16 protein-coding genes are annotated in these 15,866 nt (G+C 45.5%); 5 read left to right on the top strand and 11 right to left on the bottom strand.

Annotation, left to right across the window (positions count from 1 at the left end):
• Positions 1–116 precede the first annotated feature (116 nt).
• The 3 genes from J8L84_RS01515 to rarD all read left to right on the top strand — a co-directional run bounded on the left by J8L84_RS01515 (position 117) and on the right by rarD (position 3,042).
• Positions 117–611, top strand: a complete 495-nt coding sequence (locus J8L84_RS01515) for a thioesterase family protein (protein ID WP_211069139.1) — start codon at positions 117–119, stop codon at positions 609–611.
• A gap of 30 nt (positions 612–641) precedes the next feature.
• On the top strand, positions 642–1,979 hold the full coding sequence (locus J8L84_RS01510) for a magnesium transporter (protein WP_211069138.1): 1,338 nt from the start codon (positions 642–644) through the stop codon (positions 1,977–1,979).
• Between the two features lie 148 nt (positions 1,980–2,127).
• The gene (rarD, locus tag J8L84_RS01505; RefSeq protein ID WP_211069137.1) at positions 2,128–3,042 is read left to right on the top strand and encodes an EamA family transporter RarD; all 915 of its coding nucleotides are present in this window, start codon (positions 2,128–2,130) and stop codon (positions 3,040–3,042) included.
• A gap of 23 nt (positions 3,043–3,065) precedes the next feature.
• Here rarD and J8L84_RS01500 read toward each other — a convergent pair whose 3' ends face one another.
• Positions 3,066–4,322, bottom strand: a complete 1,257-nt coding sequence (locus J8L84_RS01500; protein WP_211069136.1) for a diguanylate cyclase — start codon at positions 4,320–4,322, stop codon at positions 3,066–3,068.
• A gap of 36 nt (positions 4,323–4,358) precedes the next feature.
• Positions 4,359–6,530, bottom strand: coding sequence for a DNA helicase II (uvrD, locus tag J8L84_RS01495; RefSeq protein WP_211069135.1), 2,172 nt, complete (start codon positions 6,528–6,530; stop codon positions 4,359–4,361).
• Between the two features lie 338 nt (positions 6,531–6,868).
• On the opposite strand from uvrD, the gene cysE reads away from it, so the two are divergent.
• On the top strand, positions 6,869–7,687 hold the full coding sequence (cysE, locus tag J8L84_RS01490) for a serine O-acetyltransferase (RefSeq protein WP_013785921.1): 819 nt from the start codon (positions 6,869–6,871) through the stop codon (positions 7,685–7,687).
• Between the two features lie 55 nt (positions 7,688–7,742).
• Here the strand turns inward: cysE and J8L84_RS01485 are convergent, their stop codons facing one another.
• The 8 genes from J8L84_RS01485 to J8L84_RS01450 are packed head-to-tail and all read right to left on the bottom strand — an operon-like array spanning position 7,743 to position 14,054.
• Positions 7,743–8,465, bottom strand: a complete 723-nt coding sequence (locus J8L84_RS01485) for an HAD-IA family hydrolase (RefSeq protein WP_211069134.1) — start codon at positions 8,463–8,465, stop codon at positions 7,743–7,745.
• A 30-nt stretch (positions 8,466–8,495) separates the two neighbouring features.
• The gene (locus J8L84_RS01480) at positions 8,496–9,419 is read right to left on the bottom strand and encodes a tyrosine recombinase XerC (protein ID WP_211069133.1); all 924 of its coding nucleotides are present in this window, start codon (positions 9,417–9,419) and stop codon (positions 8,496–8,498) included.
• A 5-nt stretch (positions 9,420–9,424) separates the two neighbouring features.
• The gene (locus tag J8L84_RS01475; protein WP_159528001.1) at positions 9,425–10,120 is read right to left on the bottom strand and encodes a DUF484 family protein; all 696 of its coding nucleotides are present in this window, start codon (positions 10,118–10,120) and stop codon (positions 9,425–9,427) included.
• Entirely contained in the window at positions 10,117–10,947 is an 831-nt protein-coding gene (dapF, locus tag J8L84_RS01470) for a diaminopimelate epimerase (RefSeq protein ID WP_211069132.1), read from the bottom strand. The genes J8L84_RS01475 and dapF overlap by 4 nt, the downstream gene beginning before the upstream one ends.
• Positions 10,948–10,982: 35 nt before the next feature.
• Complete coding sequence (lysA, locus tag J8L84_RS01465) at positions 10,983–12,233, bottom strand: diaminopimelate decarboxylase (RefSeq protein ID WP_211069131.1); 1,251 nt, start codon at positions 12,231–12,233, stop codon at positions 10,983–10,985.
• Positions 12,233–12,415, bottom strand: coding sequence for a lipoprotein (locus J8L84_RS01460; protein WP_231517502.1), 183 nt, complete (start codon positions 12,413–12,415; stop codon positions 12,233–12,235). The genes lysA and J8L84_RS01460 overlap by 1 nt, the downstream gene beginning before the upstream one ends.
• Before the next feature lie 51 nt (positions 12,416–12,466).
• Positions 12,467–13,534, bottom strand: a complete 1,068-nt coding sequence (locus J8L84_RS01455) for an MJ1255/VC2487 family glycosyltransferase (RefSeq protein WP_211069130.1) — start codon at positions 13,532–13,534, stop codon at positions 12,467–12,469.
• A 1-nt stretch (position 13,535) separates the two neighbouring features.
• Positions 13,536–14,054 (bottom strand): phosphatase PAP2 family protein, encoded by a 519-nt coding sequence (locus tag J8L84_RS01450; protein ID WP_057794702.1) that lies wholly within the window; start codon positions 14,052–14,054, stop codon positions 13,536–13,538.
• A 358-nt stretch (positions 14,055–14,412) separates the two neighbouring features.
• Here J8L84_RS01450 and rraA point away from each other — a divergent pair, with 358 nt between their 5' ends.
• Positions 14,413–14,898: a ribonuclease E activity regulator RraA gene (rraA, locus tag J8L84_RS01445; RefSeq protein ID WP_057794700.1), complete on the top strand. Its 486-nt coding sequence runs from the start codon at positions 14,413–14,415 to the stop codon at positions 14,896–14,898.
• Between the two features lie 155 nt (positions 14,899–15,053).
• Here rraA and J8L84_RS01440 read toward each other — a convergent pair whose 3' ends face one another.
• Complete coding sequence (locus J8L84_RS01440; protein WP_211069129.1) at positions 15,054–15,854, bottom strand: S1/P1 nuclease; 801 nt, start codon at positions 15,852–15,854, stop codon at positions 15,054–15,056.
• Positions 15,855–15,866 lie beyond the last annotated feature (12 nt).

Raw genomic sequence — 15,866 nt, 5'->3', positions numbered from 1 at the left:
GCAAAAACTGGACTAAAATTCAGAAGTCATATGAAAAGGTATAACAAATAAAAACAGTGCAGCCCTTTAAAGTAGGCTAACGTCGAAGTAATGCCACTCATAAGAAAGGATGCAATATGCGCATTTCAGACAATAAAAATATGCCTAGCCGCAACGATATGATTGCACATGTTATTAGTTTATTTCGTGATACTATGCCGTTTAACCAGTTATTAGGGCTAGAGTTCATTCGCTCGAATGAAGGGTTAGAAAGTGACAGCATAGAACTTCATGTTTCTTGGCGTGAAGCCTTAACCGGAAATCCACTGCAAAAAATTCTTCATGGCGGCGTAACAGCCACTATGCTAGATACCATAGGCGGCTTGGTCGCTATTATTGAAGCGATTAAACGAACTAACGATGCCGACCTAGCAAGCTTGCAAACCCGTTTACCGAAAATGGGCACCGTAGATATGCGCGTTGATTATTTACGGCCAGGTCGTGGTGAGCAATTCATCGCTACGGCCAAGGTAATTCGCGGGGGCGCTAAGCTGGCGGTTTGTAGGATGGAGCTTCACAACGAAAAAGGCGATCATATTGCCTTTGGTACGGGTACCTATATGTTGGGGTAGCCGGTAGAAAACGTATTTTGGAGGTGTTGAGTGGCGGAGCCATTACCCGATCTTATCGAAGAGTTTGTAACAGATGGTATGGGTGATGACCCAGCGTCTATTCTTACCGCATTAAGTGGGCAGGATACTGTCTACATTGCCTCCTTATTAGAATCGTTACCCCTAGAGCGACGTCTTGTCGTTTGGGAAGGCATTCCACGTGACCGCAAGCTTAGCGTGCTGGTGGAAATGCGAAGCGACCCTCGTGAAATTCTCATCGACGCCACGCCCCATAACGAGTGGGCGTCTATTTTTGCTGACATAGACGCAGAAGATTTACTCGAACTTCTTGATTCATTACCCACTCGATTAGTTGATGTTGCCTACGAGGCACTAGATAGCCAAGAGCGTAAATACTTCCGCGAAGCAACTCAGTTCCCCGATGAACAAGTAGGTCACTGGGTCAATCATGAATTACTCGTACTCCCAGCTAATGCAAAAGTGAAAGAAGGCTTACGGCTTTTGCGACGAGACATACCTCAGCACTGCGATAGTATTTACTTAGTGAACCGTTCAGGTCAATTTACGGCACTGGTGAAAATTCATCGTCTTTTTTCAGCGCAAGAACACAGTTCACTGATTAGCATGGCAGAAGAAAATGTCACTATGCTAGTGGGCACCGATGAATCTACCGCGGCGTCATTACAAGTGCAGCGCTCGGGGCTATCCTCACTACCTGTGGTGGACGAATCGAACAAACTGATTGGCCGTTTAGATATAGCTTCGGCCAGTGAGTTAATGAATGAGTTTTACGAACGCCAAGTGATGGCCTCAGCAGGTATGGATGAAGACGAGGATTTATTCTCACCTGTGGCGAAAAGCGCGCGAAACCGTGCATTGTGGCTAGGTATCAACTTGCTAACCGCATTTTTAGCGTCTTGGTTTATCGGGCTGTTTGAAGCTACCTTGCAGCAGGTGGTTGCCCTTGCGGTACTGATGCCTGTGGTCGCCAGTATGGGCGGTATAGCAGGCAGCCAAACCCTTACGCTGATTGTGCGCGGGTTGGCACTAGGACAGGTAACCCCAGCCAACTTACGTGCGCTTATGATGAAAGAGCTCAAAGTCGGGGGGCTAAATGGCGTGATATGGGCGTTAGTAATAGGCATAGTGGCCTATTTCTGGTTTGCCGATGCGCTACTTGGCATGGTGATCTGTCTCGCCATTCTGTTTAATATTGTGGCTGCAGCCCTTGCCGGTGTGTTTGTGCCCTTTATTTTAGACAGACTAAAGATAGATCCAGCGCTCTCTGGCTCGGTTATTCTTACCACAGTAACTGATATTGTAGGCTTTGTTGCTTTCTTAGGCTTGGGTACGCTGTTTCTGCTGTAGCTGGAAATCTAAGTAGGTTACTTACCTAAATTTACCTAAACAAACTTTATCGAAAAATACCCCATTCTGGGCGTTATAGGCTTGTTATTTTAGGCAAGGTAATGAACACTATGCGCCTTTTTTCAGCCTTAAAAAGTGATAGTTAACTATGCGCGCTCAGCAAGCCAGTGCTGCTCAAGTCGGAGTGATTTTTGCCATTGCGGCCTACACCATGTGGGGCATAGCGCCAATCTACTTTAAACAGCTTACTGTACTGCCGGCAGCAGAAATTTTAATGCACCGGATAATTTGGTCGGTATTAGTGCTTGTGGGGTTAATTGCGGCGTTAAATCAGTGGCCCAAGGTCATGGCTGCCTTTCGCAACAAAAAGGTGATGCAGGTGTTATTGGTCGCTGGCATTTTATTAGGCGCCAACTGGCTACTGTTCATCTGGGCAGTGAATAACGATCACATACTGGATGCAAGCTTAGGTTATTACATCAATCCGCTTATTAACGTGTTTCTTGGGCGGCTTTTTCTAGGTGAAAGGCTAAGAACGTTTCAGCGAGTGGCGGTGGTATTAGCCATCGTGGGCGTGGCTATTTTGATTTTCTCTTACGGTCATGTGCCTTGGATTGCACTTGTATTGGCGGGCAGTTTTAGTATTTATGGCATTTTACGCAAGCAAGTCGCGGTAGATTCTTTGCCGGGCCTTTTCATCGAAACCTTAATGCTATCACCCTTGGCTTTAGGCTATTGGCTGCTATTTGGATCAGAATTCAGCAACCTTTTCAATAACGACGCTAGTTTAAACATGCTTATTTTAGCAGCCGGTATTGTAACCACTGCCCCCTTGTTATGCTTTACCGCAGCGGCACGGCGTATCATGTATTCAACCTTAGGCTTTTTGCAATACATAGGGCCAACGCTCATGTTTGTGTTGGCGGTTTACTTGTACGATGAGCCGTTAGATGAAGCTAGGCTAATCACCTTTGGCTTTGTGTGGTTAGCACTGGCAGTATTTAGTGTCGACTCTCTTATCGCCTACAAAAAACAGCGAAAAGCCCAAAAGGCATCGCTTTAGGCGGCGAAGGAAACCAGTGAAACTCAAACTTCTTGAGTTTCACTGTTAAGGGTAACTTGATTACGACCTGCATTTTTTGCTTTGTATAAAAGCTTATCAGCGCTACTTAGCAAGGTTTCGATATTTTGCGTCGGTGTATTGCAAAGGCCAATACTGCAGGTTACCTTCACAGTGTCTTCGCCCAGTTGAATGGGCAATTTTTCTAATGCCATTCTGAATCTGGTTAACCGCTCTTGTGCGTTATAAATGTCGATTTTAGGCAAGTAAACGCAAAATTCTTCCCCACCAAAACGTGCAACCAGCGTATCGTTAAAATGCACTTGCAATAGGTTAGCTACTGCTTTGAGCACAAGATCGCCCGCATCATGCCCGTAGGTATCGTTAATGCGCTTAAAATGATCAAGGTCGATAAGCGCTAACGCATGTTGCTCAGGTAGCTTCTTATACTGCACGGTAACGGTATAAAAGAAATGACGGCGATTAGGCAGCCCTGTTAAATAATCCGTATTGGCAGCGCGGCGAATGGCTTCCACGCTTTCGATATATTCAATATTCTGCATCACGCGGCATAAAAACTCTTCATGACAGTAAGGTAAATGCAAAAAGTCGTTCGCGCCGCTTTTTATGAAATGCGCAGACATAAGCGGGCGTTGGTCGCTTGCTAGCCCGATAATGGCTAACTGCTCTTTTGAAAAGGCTTTACGCAGGCCTGAAATAAACTGCGTGCCCGTCATATCTGGAAGCGCGTTATCGGTGATAACCAACCTGATATGCGCATGCTCAGCCAATATGCTCATAGCATCGCTGGCAGTAGGGCAGTCGTAAACCACAAAGTTGTGTCGATAAAGTAGTGATAGCATTTTTCGTCTAGATGAACGGTGGGTACTCACTACCACAACACCGGTAGATTTGTTCTTCTCTAACCTAAACAGTAAACGGCTTAAATAATCGTAATTTTGTGCGTTTTCTTTGGGAATATAATCAACGACGTCTTTTTCTAATACCTTATCTCGGGTTTTCGCCTCTAACGTATCGGTAGTAACGATGGCCGGAATGAAGGCGTCAATAGCGAAGTCGATGGCTTCGCCATTCGGGGCATCCGGTAAGTTATGAGCAACAATGGCGCACAAAAAACTCTCTGGCATCATAAGCGCAAAACGTGCGCTCGCTTCCGTTAATGAGTGAGCGCCAACAGGGGTTAACCCTGATTTTCTGACGAGTTTTGATACAACGTCTAAGTTTTTATCGCTGTTTTCTATCACCAGCACGTTTTGTGGCATATTTCTCTACTTGGGTTCAGGCTTCTTGCCAGATGACTATGCTTTTTCCAATTTAGCATAGGCGAGAACGAGCCATTTTGTACCAAATTCGTCAAAATTAACTTGTACCCTAGCGTGTTCACCACTGCCTTCGTAGTTTAATACAATTCCTTCACCGAACTTGCGATGAGCCACTTTTTGGCCCAACTGAAAGCCGGTCTCTTCAAAAGAGGCATGTGATGTTGCTTGGCTGAATCGGTTATGTATCGGTCGAGAAATAGTAGACTTGAGCCTTACTTCTTCAACACAGTCAGCAGGAATTTCACGAATAAAGCGAGAAGCTGTGTGATATTTGTCTTGCCCGTATAAACGGCGGCTTTCCGCGTAAGTAATATACAGCTTTTCCATGGCGCGAGTCATGCCCACGTAACATAAGCGACGTTCCTCTTCCATTCTACCAGGTTCATCATTGGTCATTTGGCTTGGAAACATACCTTCTTCAACACCGGCCATAAACACCATAGGAAATTCTAGGCCCTTCGCAGTATGAATGGTCATCATCTGTACGGCGTCTTGATCGGTACCTGCTTGGGTTTCACCCGCTTCTAACGAGGCGTGAGCTAAAAAGGCTGAAAGTGGCGTCATTTCTTCCGCTTCATCAGGTACCGTAAATTGTTTACAAGCGGTAACCAATTCTTCCAAGTTTTCTAAGCGCGCTTGGGCTTTTTCGCCTCGTTCGGCTTGATACATGGCGTATAAACCTGACTGCCTAATGGCCACATCGGCGTGTTTCTCTAATGGCTCGTCTACGGTAGCTTGTTCAAGCTCGGTCACTAACAGCACGAAACTTTGAAGGGCGTTAAGTGCACGGCCTTTGAGTGCGTTTTCGTTAATAAGCAGTTGGCTAGCCTGCCACATAGAGCAATTATGTGTTCTGGCGGCTTCTCGTACTTGTGAGAGGGTTTTCTCACCCATGCCGCGAGTAGGTGTGTTCACCACACGTTCAAAGGCGGCATCGTCATGAGGGTGATTCATCATGCGAAGGTAGCCAAGTGCATCTTTAATTTCTTGGCGTTCGAAGAATCGAAGACCACCATAAATGCGGTATGGTGTCCCTTGGTGAAGCAAGGCTTCTTCTAATACCCGCGACTGGGCGTTATTGCGATATAAAATCGCGGTGTCTTTTAGCGCATTGCCTTGATTCAGCCAGTCTTTAATTTTCGACACAATAAAACGGGCTTCGTCTAATTCGTTAAACCCAGCATAAACAGAAATAGGCTCGCCATCGTTGCCGTCTGTCCAAAGCTCTTTGCCTAATCGGCCGGTGTTATTATCGATAACCGTATTGGCGGCTTTCAAGATGGTGCCAGTAGAACGGTAATTTTGTTCTAATCGAATGGTTGTGGGGTTATTGAAGTCTTTTAAGAAGTGCTGAATATTATCAACATTCGCGCCTCGCCAGCCGTAAATAGATTGGTCGTCATCGCCCACAATCATAATGTTGTTTTGATTGCCGCTACACAACATGCGTAGCCACGCGTATTGAATGTTGTTGGTATCTTGGAATTCGTCTACTAATACAGCGCGGAAGCGGCGCTGGTAGTTGGCGAGTACTTCGGGGTTTTTAGCCCAAAGCTCGTGAGCACGTAACAACAACTCGGCAAAATCCACAAGCCCTGAGCGGTCGCACGCGTCTTGATACGCGGCGTAAATTTCACGCATTTTTTGTTGTGTTTGATCGTTGTGGGTTTCAATATGCTGAGGACGTAAACCTTCGTCTTTATTACCGTTGATATACCACTGAATTTGACGGGGCACCCAGTGCTTTTCGTCTAAATTCATGGCTTTTAAGATACGTTTGATTAAACGGTATTGATCGTCTGAATCAAGTATTTGGAAGTTTTCAGGCAAATTCGCTTCTGCATGGTGGGCACGAAGCAGCCTGTGGGCTAATCCATGGAATGTACCAATCCACATATTGTGTAGGCCACGGCCCATTAACGATTCTATTCGGCCACGCATTTCTTTTGCGGCCTTGTTAGTAAAGGTTACGGCCAAAATGGAAAACGGGGCAATATTTTCCACTTCCATTAACCATGCTATGCGATGCACTAACACCCGAGTTTTACCGCTTCCTGCGCCAGCTAATATGAGGGCGTTAGAAAGAGGGGCTGCTACCGCTTCACGTTGTTTATCGTTAAGCTCGTCAAGCAGTCGGGATACATCCATAATATGGTCAACCTAATTTGTGTAGTTTCAATGCTGCAACATTATGCCAGCTGACTGTGAATTTATACAGGCCTGTTTGATGAAGCTTAGTGGCTAAGGCGTAACTTTTGCGGTGAATTTAGCCCTGTTGAGGTGATACCGGCTGTATTCAAAGGCGGGTTATCGATAAGTTGAACAATTTTCACGCTTGAAGCGTACTCTGTAGGTGTTGTTTTTATGGCGGCTCATGTACACTTCGAGCCATTAAGCTGCCTACGAGAATCTAGGCCTTTTACCATCTTGCGCCGTTTACCCGTTTTCAAACGGGGTTTGAACTTTACTTTTACAGGAACTGCCTCATGCACGCACTCTCTCCATCGACTGACTTTTGGTTATCGTTAAAAAAAGAAGCGCAAACTGTGGCAGAAAGCGAGCCGCTATTAGCAAGCTATGTTCACGCCTGCATTTCAGCCCATCATAATTTTGAGTCGTCGTTAAGCTTTATATTATCAAGCAAAATGGCTGATGAAGTGATGCCAGCTATTGCCATTCGTGAAGTGTTCGATGAGGCCTACTTGTTAGAGCCGTCGATTAGTGAGTCGGCAATGGCAGATATTAACGCGATTCGTGCTCGAGACGCGGCAGTAGATGACTTCTTAGTGCCATTGCTGCACTTTAAAGGCTTTCATGCCGTGCAAGTTCACCGTATGGCGCACTACTTGTGGTTGCATGGTAGACATCAACTCGCCTTGTTCTTACAAAGCCGTAACTCGGCTACCTTCGGCGTAGATATTCACCCTGCCGCTAAAATAGGCAAAGGCGTGATGTTCGATCACGCCACCGGTATTGTAGTGGGTGAAACTGCGGTTATAGAAGACAACGTGTCTATTTTGCAAAGCGTAACCCTTGGCGGAACCGGTAACGAGTCGGGTGACCGTCACCCTAAAATTCGCCAAGGCGTGTTAGTTGGCGCGGGTGCTAAAATTCTTGGCAATATCGAAATTGGCGAAGGGTCTAAAGTGGGCGCAGGTAGTGTTGTGCTAGACAACGTTCCACCTCACGTTACTGTAGTGGGTGTACCTGCAAAAGTAGTTGGGCGCCCGGTATGCCAGCGCCCTTGCGATTCTATGCGTCAAAACGTATTGGAAGACAACCAGCCTTATTCGCAAAAGCCTTAAGTGCTAGTACTTTAAGATTACATACCAAAAGAGCCAGCGCTACTTACTGCATTATTTATAAGAAGTAAGCTAACTCGTCTAACGAATCTAGTGCCACGTGAGGGAGTACAGACGCTCTCTCTCGGGGTAGATGCATATCTCGATTGCATGCAAACCACGCCGACTGAAACCCTGCATTTATCGCCCCATACACATCTTTAATAATGTTATCGCCCACGTGCAATATATGTTTGGGCGCTTCCCCTATAAAGCTTGCTGCTTCATCAAACATAGCCCGTGAAGGCTTCATAGGGCGGCTAGTGCTGGCATGTAAAATGGTATCGAAATAAGGCGTAATGCCTATTTGGTCGGCGTTTACATTGCCGTTAGTAATACCCACTAGTGTCATATTTTCACTTAAAATCGATAAAGTTTTATGCACTTCATCAGCCAACTCAAACTCGCTTCTAGCATGGTAAAAACAGTCGAAGCATGCTTGCACAGCAGCCTCTAATGCGTGGCTATCGTGGGTTGGAATATCGTGAATCAATGCCGCATTTAACACTGCTAAACGCAACTTTCCCATATCAGATGAATAAGTAGGATTGGCTACAATTGCGTCGTGCTTTAGTTGCTGCCAGTGAGAGGGGGGTAAGGCAGCTGCTTTAGGGTGATGCTGCTTTAAATGCGCATTTAAGGCCGCTTCTGCCTGGCGAATAATAGGTTCGTTATTATATAAGGTGTCATCAAGATCGAAGGTCATTGCCTTCACGGAATTAATGGCTCTGAAGAACTGCATAATAGTTAAAGGCCTATTTTCAAAAGAGGATTATTTTTTGTGTGCTCTAGGGTGCGCGGCATCGTAAACCTTGGCTAAATGCTGAAAATCTAAATGGGTGTACACTTGCGTGGTAGATAGATTGGCATGGCCTAATAATTCTTGCACCGCTCGTAAATCGCCGCTCGACTCTAATACGTGGGTGGCGAAAGAATGGCGCAGTTTATGGGGGCTAACTTTCTGACTAAGGCTTTGCAATTCAGCCATTTGATTAAGCCGATTGGCCACTTGGCGATTTGAAATGCGGGTTTTACGCTTGCTAACAAAAATAGCGGGCTCGTAGGGTGAAGCATAAGCGGGACGCACTTTAAGCCAAGCATGTAGCGCCTTTTGCGCTTGTCGTCCTAGGGGCAAAATACGCTGTTTACTGCCCTTACCCGTCACTTTAATGGTGCCATCTTTCGGGTAGTCACTTAAGTTCAAACCCGTTAGTTCGCTTAATCGAAGTCCGCAGCCATAGAGCAATTCAAACATGGCAACGTCGCGGCAAATAATGCCTTCATCCGTATCGCCGCTGGCGGCTTGTTCACTTGCCAACAGTTGCTGCATTTCATCAACGCTAAGCTGTTTAGGTAATGGCTTGCCCTGTTTGGGCGCTTGAATACCTTCCACGGGGTTGCTGAAAAGCTGTTCGTTTTCAATCAGGTATTGGCAGAAGGTACGCAAGGCAGACAGTCGCAATGCAATGCTACGCGGTTTATGCCCGTCCATTTTTGCTGCGGCCATTACACGTTTTACATCAGAGGGCGTCATTCCCGACCATTCATAAAGCCCTAAAGTAACGGCGATGCTGGTGAGTTGTCTGCGGTAGTTGCTAATGGTTAGGGGGGATAACCCTCGTTCAACTTGTAGGTGAAGCAGGAATTTTTCAAGCCACAGATGACAGGGTTCGCTAAGCGTAGTTTCCGTTGTCACGAAAACTAGTACCCCATCATCTCAGGCAAAATAATATTAAGCACTTGCTGTAGTTGTTGTAGTAACAAGGTGTCCATATCAGGGGTGAAATGGCTTGCGTCACTACTGCTAATACCCAAAATACCGATATCTTGGTTGTCGCCTAATAGCATGAGTGCAACAGATTCTGCGCTGCTATCACCGAACAATAACTGACGTTCATGCTGCGATAATCGCCCGAAAAAGAAGTTCGACGTTTTAAAGCGCTTTTCAGTAAATAGCCTGCGCTGTAATTCAGGTATGGCGTGAGGGCCTTTGAAGCTTTTTATCACTGCAGAAGATAACTGCAAGCGTTCTTGCAATACATCTTCAAGGGTGAACTGAACTTCTGCCACACTTTCGCAACGCAGCAGTTGTACGTTTAGGTCGGTGTACACGCGGTAAATTTTTTCGTTTTGCTTAGCAATGCTCACCAGTTGCGTAAGCTTATAATTCAACTGGCGAACTTTTTTGCGCAATTGCTCACTTTGAATTTCAACCAGCGAGACGCTGCCTTTATGCGAATGAGGAATTTTGAGTTTTTCGAGTAGTTCGGGATGTTGAGCAAAAAAATCAGGGTTTTCTAACAAAAAAGCGCGAACCTGCTCTGAGGAAACATCGCTGTCGCCTGAAAACACTTCTACTACCGACGATGCGCTAGCTTGTCCTGATAATTCACTCATAAATTTATATGTCCGTCGTACACATGGTCGGCGGGCCCTGTCATTTTTAATACATTATCTGGGCCTGGCCAACGGATCCGTAAACTGCCTCCGGGCAAATCTACCCGAACATCTTTGCTTAATTTACCTTGAATCTGACCGATTGCAACTGCTGCGCATGCTCCGCTGCCACATGCCAAGGTTTCACCCGAGCCACGTTCAAATACGCGCAATCGAATGTGCGATTCATTAATAATTTGCATAAAGCCCACATTCACGCCTTCTGGAAAGCGTTCATTGCGTTCAACGAGTGGACCAATTTCTTTAACGGAAGCGGTATCTACATCTTCCACTTCCATGACGCAATGTGGGTTACCCATAGATACGGCACCGTAAAACAAGGTTTTATCGTTTACCCGTAATATATAGGTATTTTCTTGCTTGTTCGCTTTAAGTGGAATTTTAGCCGGTTCGAATTCGGGCTTGCCCATATTCACGGTAACTTGGCCGTCTTTCTCCAAGTACAACACCATTTTTCCGGCTTTGGTGCTCACCACAATTTTATTGCGGTTAATTAAGCCTTTTTGCTTTACGAAACGGGCAAAGCAGCGCGCACCGTTACCACACTGTTCTACTTCAGAGCCATCAGCGTTAAAAATGCGATAGTGAAAATCTTGTTCAGGATCGTAAGGCGGTTCAACCATAAGCAATTGATCGAAACCTATACCGAAGTTTCGATTTGCTAACTGCTGTATTTTGTCTTTCGAGAAAAAGACGTTCTGGGTGACATTATCAATCACCATGAAGTCGTTCCCCAGACCGTGCATTTTTGAAAACTGAACCTGCATTAACCGCGCATCTTTATTATGAGTTTAACCCTAGTTTACGTAAGTTTGTGCTCACCTTTCCAGAGATCTTTTAGAATTTCTCTTTCACGCACCACAATTGTGTCATCACCATCTACCATAATCTCTGCTGGACGGCAGCGGCTATTGTAGTTCGATGCCATGGCAAAGCCATACGCACCGGCACTTCGCACTGCTAATAGGTCGGTTGGTTCAATAGCAAGTTCACGGTCTTTACCAATGAAATCACCGGTTTCACATACCGGGCCTACAACATCATAATTGCGTGCTGTGGCAGTACTTTCTTGTTTTACTGGGATGATATTTTGCCATGCAGAGTAAAGAGCAGGACGAAGCAGGTCATTCATAGCGGCATCAACAATAGCGAAGCTCTTCTCTTCACCTTCTTTAATAAACTCGACTTCCGTAACCAAAATACCCGCGTTTGCGGCAATCGCGCGACCGGGCTCTAAAATAAGCTTAAGGTTCTCACGACCTACCATTTTTTCTGCCATCGCAGCAGCGTAAGCTTTCGGATGAGGTGGTTCTTCATCGTTATAAGTTACGCCTAAACCACCACCAACATCTAGGTGATCAATGGTAATACCGCGCTCGGCTAATTCATCAATAAGCAGCAATAACCGCTCTAGTGCATCAACAAAGGGGCCAATTTCAGTTAATTGTGAACCAATGTGGCAGTCCATACCGACTACGTTCAGGTAAGGAAGTGATGCGGCAAGTTCATAGGTTTGCAATGCGCGTTCACGGGCAATACCAAACTTGTTTGCTTTCAATCCTGTTGAAATGTAGGGGTGTGTTTTTGCATCTACATCTGGGTTAATGCGAAGCGAAATAGGCGCTTTTTTGCCAAGGGATTCTGCTACCGCGTTAATACGATGCAATTCAGGCTCAGATTCTACGTTAAAGCACATAATGCCTTGTTCTAACGCGTAACGAATTTCGTCTGCTTTTTTACCTACACCTGAAAAAACCACTTTGCTGGCATCGCCACCGGCTTCAATAACACGTGCAAGTTCACCGCCAGAAACAATGTCAAAACCAGAGCCAATTTTGGCTAATGTACTGAGTACACCTAGGTTTGAATTGGCTTTTACTGCATAACAAATAAGGTGAGGGTGCTCACCAATTGCATCATTAAAGGCATGCCAATGACGTTCTAACGTTGCCCGTGAATAGACATAAACAGGGGTTTGGTACTGTGCAGCAATATCTGCAACGGCAACATCTTCAGCGAAAAGCTGGCCGTTTTTATAAGCGAAAAAATCCACTAGTGAGATTCTCCTGGTGTGGAGGCGGGTTGGCTTTGCGTGTTTGGTGAAGACGCTGTTTCGTCTGGCTTTTCAGTAGGCGTCGTTTGTTCTGGCGCTTGTGGAATATACAGCGCCCCTTTATAGCCACAACCACTGAGTAGAATGGCTGCGAATGTAACTAAAACCCACTTCTTAAGCACGAAAAATCCCGCGAATACGACAATAAATGCCGTTATCATCGCATTGCGTGATTAAAATGCAAGAGACAATAAGCGTTCTTGTGTTTTATCGCCGTAGCGAACCTCTTTCCACAGTGAATTACATAGGCTCTGCGTATCTTGCAAGTCACCTTTTTTCAGCCAATCAATTAATACATCAGGGTTGTCTGGGAACTGAATGGCCTCTATGTCTGCCGCTTCTAGCCACTCTTCAACAATATCGGTATCAAGCTGAAATAGGGTGTGGCAAAGGTCGAGCTTATTAAGTGTTAATACATTCGACAGCTGCTCAAATTGCCCATGAAGGGGTTTAATAAGTAGTTTCTTACCGAGTTGTAAGGCTTCGCTTGAAAGTTCAAAACCACCGTTCGCAATAACGCCGTTACAATGTTGTAGTGCACGCTGAAAATGTTGTTTCGACGTCGGGTTCCATTGAATGTGGCCTGCGTCCTTAATTTCGCTAATATCTGGGTGGAAACACTGAAATTGTTGGTCGCTCAAAGGCTCTAGCATTTGCTGAACATCGCTTACATCTTCAAATGGTAAGTAAACCAATACATGGCCCTTACCTGGAACTGATACAGGTTTTTCTGCCACAAAAGGTGGAATAATCGGTTGATTAAAGTGAAACCAATGTACGCCTAGTTGAAGGTCGGTAGGGGCGAATTTTTTCATCAGCAGCCTATCAATGATGGTGTCGCCAGATTTTGGCACATCATAAGAAAATGCGGCTTGGTGGCTAATTGAAATTGACGGAATATGCTGTCGCTTTGCTGCCCAGGCGGTAACAGGCTCGAAGTCGTTAACGAGAAGATCGTATCCGCTTGCATCAAAATGTTTTACGTCTTTAAGAAATTGACTGATGTTGGCTTCTTTAATGGTTTGCCACCGGTCAACGCGGCCACTTTTAGTAATAAAGCTTAAGCCTGTGAAGGTGCGATAGTCGCCAAATACATCCATATCGAAATATTTATCTGGTTCACGACCTGTGAAAACAAAATCTACTTCAACATCTGAACGCTTAGCTAGCGCTGCTGCCATAATTCGTGCACGAGCAATATGTCCGTTTCCGGTGCCTTGCACGCCATACAATAATTTCATGTTACCCCAGGATGGAAATACTCAATGATGCGATAGTGATACCAAGTAACATACCTGCAACTACATCTGATGGGTAGTGCACGCCTAGCAAGACGCGGGACAAGCCAATTAGGGCTGCCCAACTGTATGCCAGTACCGCGAATGGTGGATAGTAATGCGCTACAATACTTGCCATTAAGCAGGCTGCAGCAGTATGCCCAGAGGGCAGTGAGAATTTATCGGATGGCGTAACGTGTGCTGTTAAATCCAATAGAAAATCACAAGGGCGCGGGCGCTTGAACATTTTCTTAAGCAGCACATAGATAGGTAACTCCAGCGCGTATGCCATCAGCGCCGTATAGAGGAAAAGTTCGCCGTGCTCGGGTTCAAAAGCCCATAGTAAGGCGCCAATAACCAAGTAAAGGTATCCATCTCCGGTTTTTGACAACCAGATGATACTGCGACAGTCTCGTTTTACGGTAAGGCTGTATAAGCGATAGAACAAATTTGTATCGTATTTGGTCAAGGATTTAAGAAGCATTAGCCTTGCCCCCTTTCGATTGATTATTGAACAATTTAAAAGCATTCTGTGACCAACCAGTGACAGAAAAAAGAAACCTTTATGACAGATGAAACGGTGGGTTGGTCACGCTGTACTGCACGTATAAACTTCTATTTGGTGCAGTGCGGTAGTGAGTCAGTCTTTTGTAAAAAGGTAAGCAAGTTACGTGCTAAGTAGGTGAAAATGTCTTCGCTAATAAACGTGGCAGTCTATTTAGTGGAAAGGTTATTGCTGTTTCCCTGAAACTTCATAAATCAGGCGTTTTCAACTACCAAATTAATGCTATGCTAGAACAAGGTAAATAACCTACTACTCTCAATTAAAGTAAGGTAGAGCAATGGATTACAACACTTCTGAATTGTGCGATTTATTTGCAGACAGCGTCGACGTAGTTGACCCTATCTTCGCAAGCTTTGGCGGCCGTTATTCTTTTGGTGGCGAAATCACCACGATTAAGTGTTTCGAAGACCGTGGTCTTATCGACCGTGTATTGGCTCAACCTGGTGCAGGCAAAGTTCTGCTGATTGATGGTGGTGGTTCTACGCGTCGTGCCTTGTTCGATGCAGCGCTTGCTCAAGTGGCAATAGACAACGACTGGGAAGGCATCGTGTGTTACGGCAGTGTACGTGAAGTAGATAACTTAGCCGAACTAGATATTGGCGTGTTAGCGGTAGCGGCTATTCCCGTTAATGCGGAAAGCGAAAGCATTGGCGATGTAGACGTACCGGTTAATTTTGGTGGCGTTACCTTCCTGCCAGAAGATCACCTTTATGCTGACAGCACAGGCGTTATTCTTTCACCAGAACCTCTTGATATTGACTAAAGGTTTTACAGTAGTGCCTACGCATACGGTAAATTAAAGCTTACTAAGCTAAACCTATAGCGAACTTATGTGGTTCGGGTAACAAAAAGCGGAGACAGCTGATTAAAGTGTCTCCGCTTTTTTGTGCCTAAAATTTGCTGGTTTGCGATTAGGGCTTACTTATCAAACGTTTCGTTCAAGTACATGGCAAGACGAATACCTGCCATTTGTAAGCGCTGCTTTGCGGTTGGAAGGTGCTGATATAAGTAGTCGTAACTCATGTTGTTGGCATCTTCAGGGTAAATGGTGTCGCGGATTTTGGTGCTTTCTTCAATCCACACCAAAGGATCTGTAGTTGCCCAACTACGAATGTCGCCAGGAGTAATATGTTGCGTAAGCCTGTCGGTCCATTCTGTGTAAGACAGTTTACGCTGCTCTAGCATTTGAGAGTCCCACACCCTATGTAAATTAGAGTTCTGCCAAAAGAAATTTACTTTTACATCGTTACCACCGCGATCGCTACCATCACCCGCATGTAGCGGTTGGTGCAAATCGCCAATGATGTGCACAACGAAACGCAGCGCTAAGCGTTTTTCTTCAATAGTGGCTGTGTCGCTTTTTAGCGTCTTTGTATAGGCTTCAAGTGCGGTAACGGCGTCGCCTTGTCTAGGCGCACCAACTTCAGCATAGTCTTTCCCTTGAGGTACTGTTACGTAGTGCCAATGGGTAGACATCTTTTGCCAAAACTCGCTTGGGTTTGAGCGCATTTCATCCGCATAGGTTGACGCTTCTGCTAACGAACCGTGTGGCAGTAGTTCTGCAACTGCCGCTTGAGACAATGGGCTTAAATACTGCTGTGCAATAGCACCGGTAATCCGATGGCCGGTTTGACCCCAGCCAAATGCGGGAGATGCCATCAGTAATGTAATAAGTGAGCTAAGCGCAACGGCGAAAGTCCTGTTTCTCAACGCTGTCATTAATATTCCTCT

This window comes from Alteromonas sp. MMG017 (genome assembly GCF_018100795.1).
Lineage (GTDB): Bacteria > Pseudomonadota > Gammaproteobacteria > Enterobacterales > Alteromonadaceae > Alteromonas.
The sequence above is the reverse complement of the archived record's forward strand: the minus strand, read 5'-3'. Positions and strand labels throughout refer to the sequence as shown.